General features: G+C 64.7%; 11 protein-coding genes and 1 pseudogene. 8 read left to right on the top strand and 4 right to left on the bottom strand.

The window, feature by feature from the left end; all coding sequences use genetic code 11:
• Positions 1-161: 161 nt before the first annotated feature.
• Genes MOK15_RS17110 through MOK15_RS17095 form a run of 4 tightly spaced genes read left to right on the top strand, consistent with a single transcriptional unit; the run spans position 162 to position 4,318 of the window.
• Entirely contained in the window at positions 162-1,052 is an 891-nt protein-coding gene (locus tag MOK15_RS17110) for an N-acetylmuramic acid 6-phosphate etherase (RefSeq protein ID WP_242932927.1), read from the top strand.
• A 5-nt stretch (positions 1,053-1,057) separates the two neighbouring features.
• A complete protein-coding gene (locus MOK15_RS17105) occupies positions 1,058-1,789 on the top strand; it encodes a GntR family transcriptional regulator (RefSeq protein WP_242932926.1) in 732 nt (243 codons plus the stop codon).
• Positions 1,789-3,291 carry a permease gene (locus tag MOK15_RS17100; protein ID WP_242932925.1) on the top strand — a complete coding sequence of 501 codons (1,503 nt, stop codon included), beginning with the start codon at positions 1,789-1,791 and terminating at the stop codon, positions 3,289-3,291. Before MOK15_RS17105 ends, MOK15_RS17100 begins: the two co-directional genes overlap by 1 nt.
• 10 nt (positions 3,292-3,301) lie before the next feature.
• On the top strand, positions 3,302-4,318 hold the full coding sequence (locus MOK15_RS17095; protein ID WP_242932924.1) for a serine hydrolase domain-containing protein: 1,017 nt from the start codon (positions 3,302-3,304) through the stop codon (positions 4,316-4,318).
• Here the strand turns inward: MOK15_RS17095 and MOK15_RS17090 are convergent.
• The gene (locus MOK15_RS17090; RefSeq protein ID WP_242932923.1) at positions 4,315-5,589 is read right to left on the bottom strand and encodes a serine hydrolase domain-containing protein; all 1,275 of its coding nucleotides are present in this window, start codon (positions 5,587-5,589) and stop codon (positions 4,315-4,317) included. The genes MOK15_RS17095 and MOK15_RS17090 overlap by 4 nt on opposite strands.
• Before the next feature lie 52 nt (positions 5,590-5,641).
• Between MOK15_RS17090 and dacB the strand changes: the two genes are divergently transcribed.
• Positions 5,642-7,084, top strand: coding sequence for a D-alanyl-D-alanine carboxypeptidase/D-alanyl-D-alanine-endopeptidase (gene dacB / locus MOK15_RS17085; protein WP_242932922.1), 1,443 nt, complete (start codon positions 5,642-5,644; stop codon positions 7,082-7,084).
• A 9-nt stretch (positions 7,085-7,093) separates the two neighbouring features.
• Here the strand turns inward: dacB and MOK15_RS17080 are convergent, their stop codons facing one another.
• Entirely contained in the window at positions 7,094-9,484 is a 2,391-nt protein-coding gene (locus MOK15_RS17080) for a penicillin acylase family protein (RefSeq protein WP_242932921.1), read from the bottom strand.
• Positions 9,485-9,892: 408 nt separating this feature from the next.
• Between MOK15_RS17080 and MOK15_RS17075 the strand changes: the two genes are divergently transcribed.
• The gene (locus tag MOK15_RS17075; protein ID WP_242932920.1) at positions 9,893-12,766 is read left to right on the top strand and encodes a TonB-dependent receptor; all 2,874 of its coding nucleotides are present in this window, start codon (positions 9,893-9,895) and stop codon (positions 12,764-12,766) included.
• 158 nt (positions 12,767-12,924) lie between these two features.
• On the opposite strand, the gene MOK15_RS17070 is transcribed toward MOK15_RS17075, so the two are convergent.
• A complete protein-coding gene (locus MOK15_RS17070; protein WP_242932919.1) occupies positions 12,925-13,461 on the bottom strand; it encodes a response regulator transcription factor in 537 nt (178 codons plus the stop codon).
• Here MOK15_RS17070 and MOK15_RS17065 point away from each other — a divergent pair.
• Positions 13,460-13,726, top strand: a complete 267-nt coding sequence (locus MOK15_RS17065) for an alpha/beta fold hydrolase (protein ID WP_242932918.1) — start codon at positions 13,460-13,462, stop codon at positions 13,724-13,726. The genes MOK15_RS17070 and MOK15_RS17065 overlap by 2 nt on opposite strands.
• Before the next feature lie 282 nt (positions 13,727-14,008).
• On the opposite strand, the pseudogene MOK15_RS17060 reads toward MOK15_RS17065, so the two are convergent.
• Positions 14,009-14,146: pseudogene (locus MOK15_RS17060) on the bottom strand (SDR family oxidoreductase); the annotation flags it as partial.
• Between the two features lie 295 nt (positions 14,147-14,441).
• On the opposite strand from MOK15_RS17060, the gene MOK15_RS17055 reads away from it, so the two are divergent.
• Positions 14,442-15,539, top strand: a complete 1,098-nt coding sequence (locus MOK15_RS17055) for a nucleoside hydrolase (RefSeq protein WP_242932917.1) — start codon at positions 14,442-14,444, stop codon at positions 15,537-15,539.
• Positions 15,540-15,740: the final 201 nt, after the last annotated feature.

The following is a 15,740-nucleotide window of genomic DNA, read 5'->3' as shown; positions in this document are numbered from 1 at the left end:
CCAAATGGCGAAGGAAGGACAATTGGAATTAATTTGGTTGCATCAAAACGTCGAAAGAATAATACCACATGAACGAGCAACGGGCTGCGCGCATCATATCCTTCCAGTCCGAAGCTGAACCGATTGCGCCCCCCGCGTCAATGCCCGGCCACGGAGTATCCATGAGTACCGAAGCCATCGATCCGCGCTATGTCGATATCGACCAGTGGCCGACCGTCAGGGCCGTCGAGGCGATGGTCGAAGGGCAGATGGCCGCCATCGCCGCCATCGGATCGCAGACCGGCCGGATCGCACAGGCCGCCGAAGCCGCCGCCGCGCGCCTCGGCTCACAGGGCCGGCTGGTCTATGTCGGCGCCGGCACTTCCGGACGCATCGCGGTGCAGGATGGGGTGGAACTGTATCCCACCTATAACTGGCCGCGGGAACGACTGCTCTTCCTGATGGCGGGCGGCCTTGCCGCGCTGACCGAGGCGGCCGAAGGCGCGGAGGATGATGTCGACGCCGCACGCGCCGAAATCGCGGCGGCGGGGATCGGGCCCCATGACATAGTGATCGGCGTCGCCGCCAGCGGCCGCACCCCCTACACCGTCGCCGCCATCACCGCTGCGCGCGAAGCGGGCGCGCTCACCATCGGCGTCGCCAATAATGACGGCACCGCCCTGCTCGCCGCCGCCGATCACGGACTGGTCGCGGAAACCGGCACGGAGATCGTGGCCGGCTCCACCCGGATGAAGGCCGGCACCGCGCAGAAGGCAATGCTCAACATGTTGTCGACCGCCGTCATGCTGCGCATGGGGCTGGTCTATCGCGGCCTCATGGTCAACATGCGCATATCCAATGAAAAGCTGCGCTTGCGCGGGCAGGCCATGGTGCGCGACATTGCGGGCGTGGACCTGGGAACCGCAGCGCAGGCGCTGGATGCAGCCGGGCAGGACATCAAGCAGGCGGTGCTCGTCGCCATGGGCGTGGCGGCAGACGAGGCACGGCATCTGCTGGACGCCCATGGCCAGAAACTGCCGGACGCGATGCGGGCCGTGCGCAAGGGGGGATAGGGGAGATGCGGGAGAAACTGGTCGCGCGCAGCCTGGACGGGACGCCGCTCTATCTGCAACTGGCGCGCAACCTGCGCGACCATATCGACAGCGGGGGCATCACCCCCGGCAACGCCCTGCCGTCGGAACGCGACCTTAGCGAAATGGCGGGTATTTCCCGCGTCACCGTACGCAAGGCGATCGAGCAGTTGATCGAGGAGGGCGTGCTGTTCCGCAAGCAGGGATCGGGCACCTTCGTCGCACGGCGGATCGAGGCGCCCGCCTCCATCCTTTCCAGCTTCACCAGCGACGCCCGGTCGCGCGGCGAAGATCCCGGCGTCATCTGGATGATGAAAAACTACGCCCAGCCGACCGACGAGGAAGCCCTGGCGCTCGCCATTTCTCCCTCCGCGCGCGTGGCGCGACTGGGCCGCGTGCGGCTGTCGGGCGGGGAGCCGCTGGCGATCGAACATGCGGTGATCCCCGCCGATTGCCTGCCCGACCTCACGACGATCGGCGACTCCCTCTATGATGCGATGGGCCGCAGCGGCTTTCGTCCCACATCCGGCACGCAGCGCGTCCGCGCCTCGCTCGCCACCCCGACCGAAGCTGGCTTGCTCAGCGTCCGGCAGAATAGCGAAGTGTTGCGGATCGAGCGGCTGACCCGCATCGCCAGCGGCCGCACGGTCGAATTCACCCGCTCCGTCTATCGTGGCGACCGCTATGATTTCGTGACCGAACTCAAGGAAATCGGTTGATGGCCTCCACGATCGCCGCCGACGCGCCGGACCTGAACGAAACGCCGTCCGCCAGCCGCCCGCCGATGCGGACCTTGGGCCTCTATCTGCTGCTCGGCTTTTCGGCGGGCCTGCCCTTCTACATGTTCAACGCGGTGCTGACGCTGCGTCTGGCCCGGCACGGCATCGACATCGTCATCATCGGCTTCTTCGCCTGGATCGCGCTGCTGCCGACCTTCAAATTCGTCTGGGCGCCCTTGCTGGACCGCTACAGCGTGCCCGGCTTCTCCCGCTTCTGGGGACGCCGGCGCGGCTGGATCATGCTCTCCCAGCTCGGCATCTTCCTGTCGATGGTCGCCATGGCCTTCACTTCCAACGATCAGAGCCTGCCGCTGACCGCGCTGTTCGCGATCCTGCTCGCTTTCTGGACGACGACGCTGGAGGTGGCGGCGGACGGCTGGCGCATCGAACTGGCGCCGACGCAGGCGCAGCAGGGACCGATCGTCGCCGCGAACCTGTGGGGTTATCGCAGCGCCATGGTCGCGGCGGGCAGCGGCGCGGTGCTGGTCGCCGCCTGGGCCGACTGGACCTGGGCCTATCTCGCCATCGCCATCGCCGCCTTCCTCCCCTTCCCCATGCTCGCCGCCATGCGGCCGGAACAGGAAGGTATGCGAGGCCGCATGAGTGCGCTCATCAGCGGTCTTGCCGTCAGCCTCTGCGTCCTGCTCTCGACCGGGATAGCCACTGCGCTCATTGGCTGGGCGCTGCTCTCCGCCGTCCAGGGCGCGGGCTTTTCCGCCAAGACCAATGTCACGCCGATCGTGCTGGCCGTGGCGCTGCTGCCCTTCGTGGCGCTTGCCATCGCCCTGCCCCGCATCCGCCGCCTGCCCAGCGACGCACCCGCCAAAATGGGCAGCTTCATCGCCCCTTATGTCGAGATTTTCTGGCGCTATGGCTATGCCGTTCTGCCGGTGCTGGCCTTCGTCTCCTTCTACCGCATGGGCGATGTGCTGACGCTGACCCTTTCCCATCCGCTCTGGAATGCGGCGGGCTACAGTCTGGAACAGATCAGCATGGCCGATGGCGTGGTCGCCCTCACCTGTTCGATAGCGGGCGTCGCGCTCGGCGGATGGTCCGCGGCGCGACTTCCGATGACGGTTGCGCTTGTCATCGGCGCCTGCGCCTCGGCGATCGGCAATTGGGTGTTCGTCTGGCTCTGGTATGCCGAACCGTCCGCCTTCGTCCTCTATGTCGCGGCCGGGGTCGACCAGTTCGGCCATGGGCTGGAGGGCGCGGTGTTCGTCGTCTATCTCTCCATGCTGGTCAGCCCGCGCTATCCCGGCGCCCAATATGCCTTCCTGTCCGGCTTCGCCTTCCTCCTGCCGCGCCTGATCGGCGGGGCGGCGGGCGCGATCCAGAAGCAGATCGGCTATGATGGCTTTTTCCTCCTGTCCGGCGCATTAAGCTTCGCCGCCATCTTCTTCCTGCCGGTCGTCATGTGCGTCCGGCCCAGGACCGCGTAAGGGGACCGACATGATCGAGCAGATTTGCGAAGCCGCCTTCGTCCCGGCGGCAGCGGCGGTGGACAGCGGCCGCATCCCCGGCGCGACGCTGGGCGTGGTGAGCGCCGACGGCCGCAGCGCCGTGCGCTTCGCCGGATCGGCCGCGATCGTGCCGAAGCGTGAGGCGCTGACCCGCGACCATTGGTTCGACCTTGCCTCTGTATCGAAGGTGATCGCCACCACCACCATGATCCTGCAACTGGCGCAGCAGGGCCGGATCGACCTCGACCGGCCGCTGACCGACGCCATTCCCGACCTGCGCCAATATGATGTGGCGAACGCAGCGGAGCGCAAGCTGACCTTCCGCGATTGCCTGACGCACCGGACTTTCCTGCCTGCGGTCGAGCCGATCTACACCTATGGCGACGACCCCGCCCGGCTGCGCGCCTTCGTGCTGCAACGCGAATGGCGCCACGGTCCACCGGTCTATTCCGACATCAACTTCATCCTGCTGGGCATCGCGATCGAGCGCATCACTGGTGCGCCGCTGTCCGCCTGGCCTTTGGGCGATGGTTTGTCCTACGGGCCGCCGCCCGGCCCGGCGGTAGCAACCGAAGCCTGCACCTGGCGCGGCCGCGTGATGAAGGGTGAGGTGCACGACGAAAATGCCTTTGCCCTGGGCGGTGCACCGGGCCATGCAGGCCTGTTCGGCACCGTCGACGGCGTATTGGGCTTTGCCCGCGCGATGCTCGACGGATCGATTCTGTCCCCGGCGATGCTGGCGGAAGCGCGAACGGCCCAGACCGGGCATCGCACCTGCGGCTGGGAGCGCGCCTTTGCCGGATGGTCGGGCGGCGACGCCTGTTCGGCCGAAACGATCGGCCATACGGGCTTTACCGGCACGGGCCTGTGGATCGATTTCGATCGCGGCCTGGCCTGGACCCTGCTCACCAACCGTGTCCACCCCACGCGCCATGCCGACAGCGGCATCTTCATCCTGCGCCCCGCCGTGGGCGAAGCGGTGATCCGGGGCTGGGATGGGGGTTAAGGCAACCGTCCCTGTGCCAGTCCCTCTTCGGCCGACGTATAGGCACTGACAGCCCCGCGCCCTGCCGCCACATCCGTCGCGAAATAGGCGATACCCGTGCCGTTGGCCGGATCGATCCACAGGCCCGACTTCAGCCCATAGGCGTCGCCGGCGTGGCCCATGCGCCGCACCCCCTCGCCGAAAGGATCATCGGCGCAGCCCTGGGCCGGAGTGGCGAGGAAAGCAATCGCCAGCCCATAGCGGCAGGTGAAACCGCTATGCGTCTCCCCCGTATCAGCCTCCCCGGTTAGACCATTGGGTGCGTCCGTGCCGCTGAAGGTCCAGAGCGGCGTCATCAGCGCATCGACGCTCTTCTCGCTCAGCAATCGCCGACCATCGACCGCGCCCCGTCCCAATAGCAGGCGCCCGATCGTCGCCAATCCTCGCGCTGAAATGCGCAAGCCCCCCTGCGGCGAAAAGATCGCGCCATTGCGCCCCGCGACCCAGACCGACAGGTCGCAGCTTCCGTCGCTCGCCGGCGTCACCGCGCAAATGGGCTTCGCGCCCTTATTGTCGTCCCGCACCGATTGCCCGTCGCGATAGAGAACCACCGCACGGGCTGCGGTTCGATCGGAACAGCCGGTCCAGCTGTAACAGGCGTCGAGCTTCAGCGGCTTGAGCACCAGCCGATCCATCAGCCGGTCGAACCGTTCACCCGTCGCCCGCTCCATGACCGCCGCGACGACGGGAAAGTTGAAATTCGTATAGGCGAACCAGTCGCCAGGCGCATGGTCCGCATCCCAGGCTGCAGGATTTTCCAGCACCATGCGCATGTCCGCGTCCAATGGCAGAACATAGTCGATCCGATCAGTCAGCCCCGACCGGTGCGACAATAGCAGCCGCAGCGTGATCGGCCGATCGGGGAAAGCGGGATGGCGCAGCCTGTAGCCCAGCCAGTCGGACACGTCGCGATCCAGGTCGAGCGTCCCCGCTTCCACCAGCCGCATCACGCCGATCGCCACCACCAGCTTGGATATAGAAGCGATGCGCACCGGGTCATCATCCCGCACCGCCCGCCCTGTCGCGCGATCGGCCAGCCCCTTGACCCGGCTGTCCGTCACGCCATTCCGGTCGAAGGTCACACGCACCATGGCGACGGGTTCGCGGATTGGGACGGACAGCGTCGCCGAAGCGGCGGCGAGCGAAAGGATCAACGACAACATGGCGCAGCAGGCTAATCGCACCACCATCCCCACCGCAAGCCCGGCACATTGCCGCAGGTTATGGACCATATATATCGATACCCCTGTCACACCGGTCTTTTTCCGGTCTATGCTTTAGTCCATGCGCTTCGTCCTGGTCCTGCTCGCCCTTGCCGCTCACCCCGCCGCCGCAGCGCCGGAGGCAGGCGTTCCTCCATTGATGCACGCCGTCGAACAGGCTCTTGCCGAAGGACCGGCCAACACCCGCTACGGCCTGTTCGTAGCCACGCTGGAAGGCGATCCGATACTCGCCATCGCTCCCGACCAGCGTTTCATCCCCGCGTCCAACACCAAGATGTTCACCACCGCCACCGCCTATGCCGATCTTCCCGCGCTTGATCACGCGGCGAAGGGTACTGGGGTGCGGCTCGATCAGGGCGACGTCATCCTCTACGGGCGCGGCGACGCGCGACTGTCGAGTGCGGAGGGTTGCGCGACCGACTGCCTCCAGACGCTGGCCGATGCGGTTGCGGCGCGAACCCGCCATGTCAGAAATGTGGTGGGCGACGATAGCTGGTTTCCTGATGAGCGCTGGGGACCGGGGATGAGCTGGAACAATATCCAGTCGCGTTATGGCACCGGTATTTCGGCGCTGACGCTGGACGATAATGAGATGACCGCCGTGGTGGCGCCCGGCGCGAACGGTGTCAGCCCCAAGGTCGCCGCCTCCGCTTATTATGCGATCGACAACCGCATCCGGACTATCCCCGGCAAGGGGGAGGCGATCGTCGCCGACCGCGCGCCGGGCAGCCGCCTCATCCGCCTGACCGGCACGATCGGGACCGACGCGCCACCCGCGACGCTCCATTTCAGCATCGACGATCCGGCCCATTATGCCGCCTGGCGGCTGCGCGACCTGCTCCGCGCGCGCGGCGTGACGGTGAAGGGCGACGTGACCGCGCGCCACCGCCCACTCGCCCCGGCGGACGATCCCACGACCCGCAAAGGCGCTCCCGCCGCCCAGCCGCCCGCACCGGACATGCTGGCGGAATTGCCCGCCCTGCCGCTCGCCGACGACATGCGCATCATCAACAAGCAGAGCCAAAACCTCCACGCCGACCTGATGCTGCGCCGCCTGTCGCACGCGGGCGGCAGCGGCTCCATTGCCGACGGGCAGGCTACGCTGCGCCGGCTGATGACGCAGGCGGGCCTTGTCGAAGGCAGCTACAGCTTCGCCGACGGTTCGGGCATGTCCTCCTACAACCGCATCACGCCGCGCGCGGCCGTTACCCTGCTGACATGGATCGCGCGCCAACCCTGGGGTACAGCCTGGCGCGAGACGCTGCCGATCGCGGGGCAGGACGGCACGCTGCGGGGCCGTTTCAAGGGTACGGCTCTGGAAGGCAGGCTCTTCGCCAAGACCGGTTCACTCAATGCCGCGCGCGCCCTGTCGGGCTATCTAGTGGCGAAGAGCGGCCGGACCCTCGTCTTCTCCGCCCTTGCCAACGACATGCCCGACGGCACTGACGCACGGGCCAGCGCAGCGGTCGACCGCGCGCTCGTGGCGATCGCGGAGGCGCTGTAACCGCCCCTCTTACCCCGGCATCAGCACCGTCCGCTCGGCCGCGTGCCGCTCCACCGCCTCCGGGCTGAACCAGAGCGGTTGCATCGCCCCCGCCAGCCAGCGCGGGTAGAAATCGCGATAGCGCGGCGATCGCGGGTCGTTCGACTGGCCGGGCAGCAGCAGGAAGCGGCTATTGTCCCAGGCGCCCACGTCCGCGACCAGCAGATAGCTGGCGCCATGCGACACCTGATAGCCGCGCTTCGCGTTGAAGCCGCGCGCCATCGGCGTATAACCGTCACCGCCCGACCGGCCGCCTTCAATCTTGGGAAAAGCCGCCGCGATCCCCGGCAACGACGACAGGGGATGGGCGATCGTCACCCGATGCAGATCGCCCCAGCGCCATTGCGCCGGATCGGCTCCCCCCTGCTCCAGCGCCTTCTTCCACCCCGCCGCCAGCGCCCGGTCGACCAGCGCGTCGCGCGCCGCGACGGGATCAGCGCCCAGCCGCTTGTCCGGCGTCGCCAGGATGCGCAGCATCTCGAACAGATTGACCGACGGGATGAACGCCCGTGCGGCGGGGGGCACGACCAGATCGCGGAAGCCGGCCTGCAATTCCGGCAATATCATTTCATAGAGCAAAGCCGCCGCGCTGTCCGCCCCGATTCCGCAATCCCAGCGTCGCAGCAATGCCGCCGCCGGGGCGGCATCGGCCGACAGCTTGGCTGGGATCAGCTTGAGCAAGGCCCGCGCCGGCAACGACTGGACATCGTGCTGGAGCGCGATGCTGTCTTCCAGCCTGTGTTTCGGCTGGCTGCGCAACACCTCGGAAATGCGATCGTAACGGAAGGGATCGCTCCAGTCGAAGCTGATGACCTTCTCCTTATAAGGATAATCGGCGGGCAGGTTCATCTGGTTGGCGGACGCGAACCAGCCTTCCTTCGGGTTGTAGACATGGGGCATTTCCTCCACGGGCAGGATGCCGGTCCAGTCGAAATCGCCGTCGCCCGGCGCGGGAAACAGGCCATCATGCTTGGGCCGCTTCGGCGTGAAGCCAATCGTCTGCCAACCGGTATTGCCGTCAATATCGGCATAATGGAAATTGGTCGGCGACACATGAATGCGGAACGCCTCGCGCAGCGACGCCCAGTCCCTGGCCAGGTTGATCGCGATGATGGCGAAGCGCATATTCGCGCCCGGCAACATGCTGGTCGTGGCGAAAGCGCTCGCCCGCTGCCGCGCGGTATCCTGCGCGACGATGGGCCGCCCCTGCGCATAGCGCAGGGTGACGCGCTGCGCCGGCCCGTCCTTGACGGCGATCTCCTCCTCAACCGTCTCGAACCGCTTCCATTGGCCCTTGTGCCAGTAAAGCTCCGGATCGTCCTTCGATGTGCGCAGGATGAACAGGTCGGTCTGGTCGATATGGAAATTGGTACGGCCGAAGGCGAAGCGGTCGGTATGCCCCTGCATGATCCCCGGCAGGCCCGGCGCGCCCGCGCCGATCACGTCCAGCCCCGGCGCGGTCAGATGGATCATGTGGCGCGGGCTGTTCCCGCCGATCCCCAGATGCGGGTCGTTGGCCAGGATCGGTCGTCCGGTCGCACTGCGCGATGCGGCTATGGTCCAGGCATTGCTGCCCTGTGCGAAACGGTCGGCGCGCCGCTCCGCGCGATCAAGCGACGCTTCCTGGATCGCGTCGAAGGGCACGGGCCGGGCGGTCGGGTTCAATATGCCAAGGTCCGCCTCGCTCACCGCCGCGCAGTCCAGGCCCTCCGGCACGGTGAAGGACCAGGCGGGGCGCAAGGGCGCCATCAACTGATCGACATCCAGCAGCCCGCGCGCCTGCATCTGCGCGCGGCGCACCTCGTCATCCGCGTCGCCCATGCCGATACCGCGATTGCGCACCAGGTCGCGCACGTCCCAGCGCAGCGGCGCGATCTTCAATATCCCATATTCCAGCGGCATTTGCGCCGGATTGACGGCCAGTTCGGCAATACGCGCATTGACCCCGGCGACATAGCCCTGCGCACATTCCAGCACGCCGGCGGGCAGCGCCGTCAGCTCCGCATCGATGTCCCCGCGATAGAGGAACAGCCGCGCCGCCCTGTCCGCCGCCACGAAGCGCGGGCCGAAGGCTTCGGCCATCCGGCCCATGTCGCGGCGATATTCCATGTCGATCTGGAACAGCCGGTCGCGCGCCACCAGATAGCCCTGGCCGAAATAGGCGTCGTGCAGCGACTGCGCGCGGACATGGGGCACGCCCAGTTCATCCTCGACAATCTCGATCGGCGCCCTGGCGCCCGTCGCGCGGATCTTCAGCGCCTGCCCCTTCCCGCCCTTGACCACCGGCTTCGCCAACAATTCGCCGGGCAGGGCAAGCACGGCCACGGTGGCCAGAAGGAATGCACGACGCTGGATCAACATAGTCTCCCTTGTCCAGGAAATTGGAATGTAACGACTATCGCAGGATGGTGAGGCGGGGCTATAGTAAGCCGACCACCGCCTATAACTGCAAGCTATCCGCTGGCCGTCACGGTCGGCATAGGCCCGCCCGCCATTCCCTTGGGCTATACCTTTATACGATCAAAGTAATACCAAATCTATTGACCAGCGGCGGCCACCCTGTAACCTTCCCGTCATGGAACCGGCTTTCCCTGCTCGTCAAGCGGGGCGTGCCGGGGTTGTGGTGACGGCATGGCGGGGAACGGCAGAAGGCAAGAACGCCTGCCTTGCGGTCATATGGTGAAGGGAAGGGTCGGGCCAGATCGGCGCTCTGACGTCGCGCGCGCAGCAACTGCGTGCAGCTCCACCCTCTGATAAGGGGGTTTATACATGCGTGATTTCAGGCGAATGCGTCGGTCTTTCGGCCGTCAACACGGTCTTGGCCTGGCGATGACCGCCCTGGCCCTGGTCCAGGGCGCACCGGCGCTGGCACAGGAAACGACCGCCCCCCAGCAAAGCGCCGAAGCTGCGCCAGTGGACCAGATCGTCGTGACCGGCACCCGCATCGTGCGCGACGGCTTCCAGTCGCCCACGCCCCTCACCGTGATGACGCGCGAGGATATTCAGAACCAGTCGCCGACCAATAATATCGCCGACTTCGTCAATCAGATCCCGGCGCTGGCGGGCAGCACCCGCCCGGCCAATTCGCGCCTGGCGATCAGTTCGGGCCTGGCCGGCATCAACACGATGAACCTGCGCAACCTGGGCGAGGTGCGTACGCTGGTGCTGCTCGACGGCCGCCGCTCGGTCGGCTCGACCATCACCGGACTGGTCGACATCAACACCTTCCCCCAATCGCTGGTGAAGAGCGTCGAGATCGTCACCGGCGGCGCATCGGCCGCCTATGGGTCGGACGCGGTGGCGGGCGTCGTCAACTATGTGCTCGACAAGAAGTTCGAAGGCATCAAGGTCGATGCCGACACCGGCATCACCGACAAGGGCGACGGTTTCAACTACAGCTTCTCCGGCGCGATCGGGAAGAGCTTCGCCGGTGGGCGCGGCCATATCCTGCTCGCGGGCGAATATGCGCATCGCGACGGCATTTTCGAGGTCGATCGCGACTGGAACCAGTTGGGTTATCGCACCATCGTCAACCCCAACTACACCGCCACCAACGGCCAGCCGCAAAACCTTGTCGTGCGCGGCGCGGGCACCTGGAACACTACGCCGGGCAGCATCATCCGCTCGCAAACCGGCGGATCGACGGCGCTGCGTGGCACCTATTTCGACCAGGGCGGCGTCGCCAAACAATATCAGTTCGGGTCGCTGACCGACGCATCGCAGACCGTGGGCGGCGATTGGCAGATCAACGACACGTCGCGCCGTATCGGCCTCGACGCGACGGATGACCGCCGCGGCGTGTTCGGCCGCCTCAGCTATGAACTGGCCGACTGGATCGAAGTCTATGGCGAAGCGTCGTACAACTGGAACAAGACGCTGTTCAACGCCGGTCCGCAGGCGGCGACCTTCACTCTGACCGGCGACAATGCCTATCTGGTCCAGGCGCTCGGCCGCACCGCGCTCACCGGCGTTACGAACGTCACGCTCGGCACCTCCGCCGCCGATCTGCCCTATCGCAAGAATAATAGCACGCGCGAAACGCAGCGCTACACCATCGGTGCGGGCGGCGAGTTCCAGATGTTCGGCAACAAGGCGGTGTGGGACGCCTATGCACAATATGGCCAGACCGACACGCATGAGTTGCTGCGCGACATCATGAACACGTCGCGCCTGGCGCTGGCGACCGATGCGGTGTTCGCGCCGGCAGGCAATCAGTTGGGCGTCGCGGCCGGGACGATCGTCTGCCGATCGACCCTGACCGATACGGGCAATGGCTGCATTCCCCTGAACCGGCTGGGCGTTGGCGTCGCCAATCCCGCGGCGGTCGACTGGGTGATGGGCGATCCCTATCGCGACCAGAAGTTCAAGCAGACGGTTGCGGGCGTCAACCTGTCGACCACGCCCTTCGCTACCTGGGCGGGTGATGTCAGCGTGGCGATCGGCGGCGAATATCGCAAGGAAGAAGTATCCGGTTACGTCCCCATCGAATATCAGGCCGGCTGGTCGGTCGGCAATTTCCGGCCCACCTTTGGCAATTACAATGTCAAGGAAGCCTATCTGGAAACCGTCGTCCCGCTGGGCCTGGGCGCAGAGTTCAACGGCGCGGCGCGCGTGACCGACTATTCGACATCGGGCACGGTCGCCACCTGGAAGGCGGGCCTGACCTGGCAGCCGATCGAGGACATCCGCCTGCGCGGCACCCGTTCGCGCGACATTCGTGCGCCCAACCTCAACGAACTGTTCCAGTCGGGCACGTCACGCTCCAACACCTTCAGCACCGCTTCGGCCTATGGCCAATTTGCCGGCAAGACCTTCCGCGAACTCACCACCGGCAATCTGGCGCTCAAGCCTGAAAAGGCCGACACGCTGACGCTGGGCGCAGTGCTTCAGCCGCGTTTCCTGCCGGGCTTCTCCTTCTCGGTCGACTGGTTCCGCACCAAGGTAAAGGATGCGATCAGTCAATTCTTTGCGGACGACATCGCCCAGCGCTGCACCGAAGGACTGCAATCCTTCTGCAACGCCATCGTCGCCGATCCGGATGGCGTGCGCGATTATTTCGTCTCGGCCAGTCCGTTCAACTTTGCCAAGATCAAGGTGCGTGGCATCGATTATGAAGCCAGCTACCGCCTGCCGCTCGACCAGATTTTCAACAATAGTTCCAGCAGCCTGACCCTGCGTGGCACGGCGACCAACTATCTGGAAAATCTGATCGACAACGGCGTGTCGGTGCCGATCGATTCGGTCGGGCAGAATAGCGGCCAGCTCAGCGGCACGCCCGACTGGATCTTCCGTCTCTCCGCCACCTTCGACACGCCCAACTACTCGATCACGGCGGTCGGACGCGGCGTCAGTTCGGGCACCTATAACAATACCTATGTCGTCTGCACGACGGCCTGCCCGGCCAGCACAGCGGCCAATCCGACGATCGACAGCAACCATATCAACGGCACTTTCTACACCGACCTCAACTTCACCGCGAAGATCAAAGTCGGCGGGTCCGATGGACAACTCTTCTTCAACATCACCAACCTGTTCGACAAAGACCCGATCCTGCTGCCGGAAAGCGGCCTGTCGGCCAACTCGACCTTCAGCGACCTGCTGGGCCGGTCCTTCCGGGTAGGCGTGCGCTTCAAGACCAATTGAGCGGCCATCGGAATGACAAGGAGTGGAGAACCCACGCGATTCTTCACTCCCTTTTCATATTATGCCGGCGCCAGGTTGGTAGGTAACGATCATTTGGGGCCATAGAATCTCCCCATGTAAGGGAGCGCCGCACCGGTCGCACCGAGCGTGATCGCAAATCAAAGCGTGATGATGCCCCTGCGCAAACTAACCGTCACGGCCTGGGTACGATCTTTGACGTCAAATTTGGAATATATGCTTCGCAGATGGCCCTTCACCGTGTCCTCGGAGAGAGACAATTCCCAGGCGATGACCTTGTTGGCCTTGCCCGCCGCGACAAATTCGAGGATGGAGACCTCGCGATCGGTCAGCGGCTCCTCAGCGGCGTGAATCGCGATCTGCTGGGCAACGTCGGGCGGCACGTAACGCCTTCCGGCGTGGACGGTACGGATCGTTTCCAGCAGTTCCTTGCGCAGCGAACTCTTGAGCAGATAGCCGCTGGCTCCCGCCGTCAGCGCCCGCAATGCCTGCACGTCGCCGTCATAGGTGGTGAGAACGATAATGCGTGCGCTCGGCGCTTGTACCCGGATCTGCGCTATCGCCTCGATGCCGCTGCACACCGGCATCTGAAGATCCATGAGCGTGATGTCCGGGCGAAGACTATGGAATGCCGCCACGGCTTCCGCACCGTTGGTCGCTTCGCCGACCAGGATCATGGCAGACTCGCAGCAGTCCTGGGGCGTCCACGCACTCGGGGGCACGATCAGCGTGCCGGCATGGAAGACCAGACCGAGCTGGTATCTGGTGTCCGCCGACGACCGGACCATCCCGCCCCCGGGGCGGCGCGCCATGGCCCAGCGCGCCGGCGCAACAATTCGCGAGGTTGCAGGCAGCCATGCCATATATATCTCCAACCCCAAGGCTGTTGCCGCAGTGATTGAGGAAGCCGCGGCACACACTCGGTTGAAGCAGGCGCAGTAAGAACAGCCCCTGGCAATCAAGGATATGATCGGCCGCAAGCTCGCTTCGGCGCCGCGCCGCTCGGCAACATGTTTCGCGACATCCCCGAGGCAGAAGGGCTCGCCACCATTGAGGTGACAGGGAACGACCCAGTCATTCGGTCAACCTGCTACGGTTCTCCGAAGCGAACATCGTCGATCAAAAAAGCGATTGCGATGAAGTTTTCCGCGATTTCGCCTTTTCCCGCTGCCGGGCGCGGGCTCGCCATAAGGCGAGCCCGCGCGAAAGGAATGCGTCGATGGCTTAGATCTGAGCCAGTCCGCCATCGGTGAACAGCTCGCTCCCGGTCATGAAGCTGCTGTCGGATGAGGCAAGGAACGCTGCCGCAGCTGCTACTTCGGAAGGGTCACCGACATGACCGATCGGTGTGGTCTTGTCTATTTCGATGGCTGGCTGGGCGAGGCGAATCGCTACTCTCTCGAGCCAGCGTTAAGGCTCGATCGCCTTCGCGCCGAATGACGGTTGGCTCAGTCAGGGCACGTTCGAATTTTTGCAACGCAGGATGATAATGATTGCGCTAGCGCTGTCACGTGTGCGTCGGCATGGGAAAGCTCGGCGTCGGGTAGCGCCAGTATTTTAACGCATTCTCGGTCCCCGGGCCAGGCAAGGACGGTTAATGTTGAAAATCAGGAACCGACGAACCCTCGCCCGCGCGGTTATGCAACTCCTCCTGTTCGTGCCTTTTTTCCTCGGTTTTGTTGCCGTCCCCGTTAACGCGCAGGGCGAGCGGCAAAAGCTGATCATCGACGATGATGGCTTCGGCCTGATGCACATGATGCTGCTGGAATCGGACAAGGTGGATGTGCTGGGCGTCACGACCATATCGGGCAATGTGTGGGTTAACCGCGCGACGACCACCGCCCTGCGCGGTCTGGAACTGGTGAAGCGCACCGATGTGCCCGTGGTGCCCGGCGCCACCTATCCTCTCCTCAATAGCGAGGAGCAGACAAATCGATGGGAAGCGCTCTACGGCAAGCTGACGTGGAAGGGCGCCTGGATGAAGAAATGGGTCGAGCCGACCCAGCAAAGCACGCCGGCTTATTATGGCCCGAATGATCCGGTGGACCTGCCCTGGGGCAATCCGACGACAAAGCCATCCCCGGAGATAGCCGCGAATTTCATGATCCGAATGGTCCATAAATATCCCGGCCAGATCACCATCATCGAAGGCGGGCCGATGACAAACCTGGCCCTGGCGCAGCGGCTCGATCCGCAATTCGCAAGCCTGGCCAAGGAACTGGTCTATATGGGCGGCAGCTTCAACCCCCATCAGATGCTCGACAATCGCTCCGCCGCCGAGTTCGCGCGGGAGTTCGTCAATTCCCCCCGGCGGGAATTCAACATCCGCTTCGATCCGGAGGCGGCGAGCATCGTGTCGCGCAGTCCATGGAAGAAGATTACCGTCGTGCCGGCCGATCCGGCCACGGCGACGCAGTTGACTACGGGCCTGATCGATCGCCTTTCCAAGGCAGCGAGTCCTGAACTGGGCAAGTTTATCGCGGGCGGGGAACCCGGTTTTCCGATGTGGGATGAAATCGCCGCCGCGGTGTGGCTGGACCCGTCGCTCGTGACGGAGCAGGAGACATTATATGTCGACTATAACACGCAGTTCGGCGCCAGCTATGGCGACCTGCTGTCCTGGCGGGCGGGCTACCAGCCGGGCCTCGGAGAACAGCCTGCAGAAGTGATCCGGTCCATCGACGTTCCGCGTTTTGAGGCGCTTATCGCCAGGCTGATCGCGAACAGCAATAATAAGAAACCGAAATCAAAATAAGTCCGAACAAAAGCGAAGGGCTTTTGGGTTGCAACGGTGTGGAGCAATTCAGGAGGAAGAGAGAGAATTTAACTCGCCAAAGGGCCAGAAAAATAATCTGGTTCCCGCATCCAAAGTCAACAAGAGCGTGGAGTTTGGTCGCAAGACTGCCGGGGAACGTCCCAGGCCATGATCTCCAGGCCCCCTTTTTTCCTGTCGCAC

This window comes from Sphingobium sp. BYY-5 (genome assembly GCF_022758885.1).
In the GTDB taxonomy this organism is placed as follows: Bacteria; Pseudomonadota; Alphaproteobacteria; order Sphingomonadales; family Sphingomonadaceae; genus Sphingobium.
Note: the sequence above shows the minus strand (reverse complement) of the source record. Positions and strands in the feature narration are given on the sequence as shown.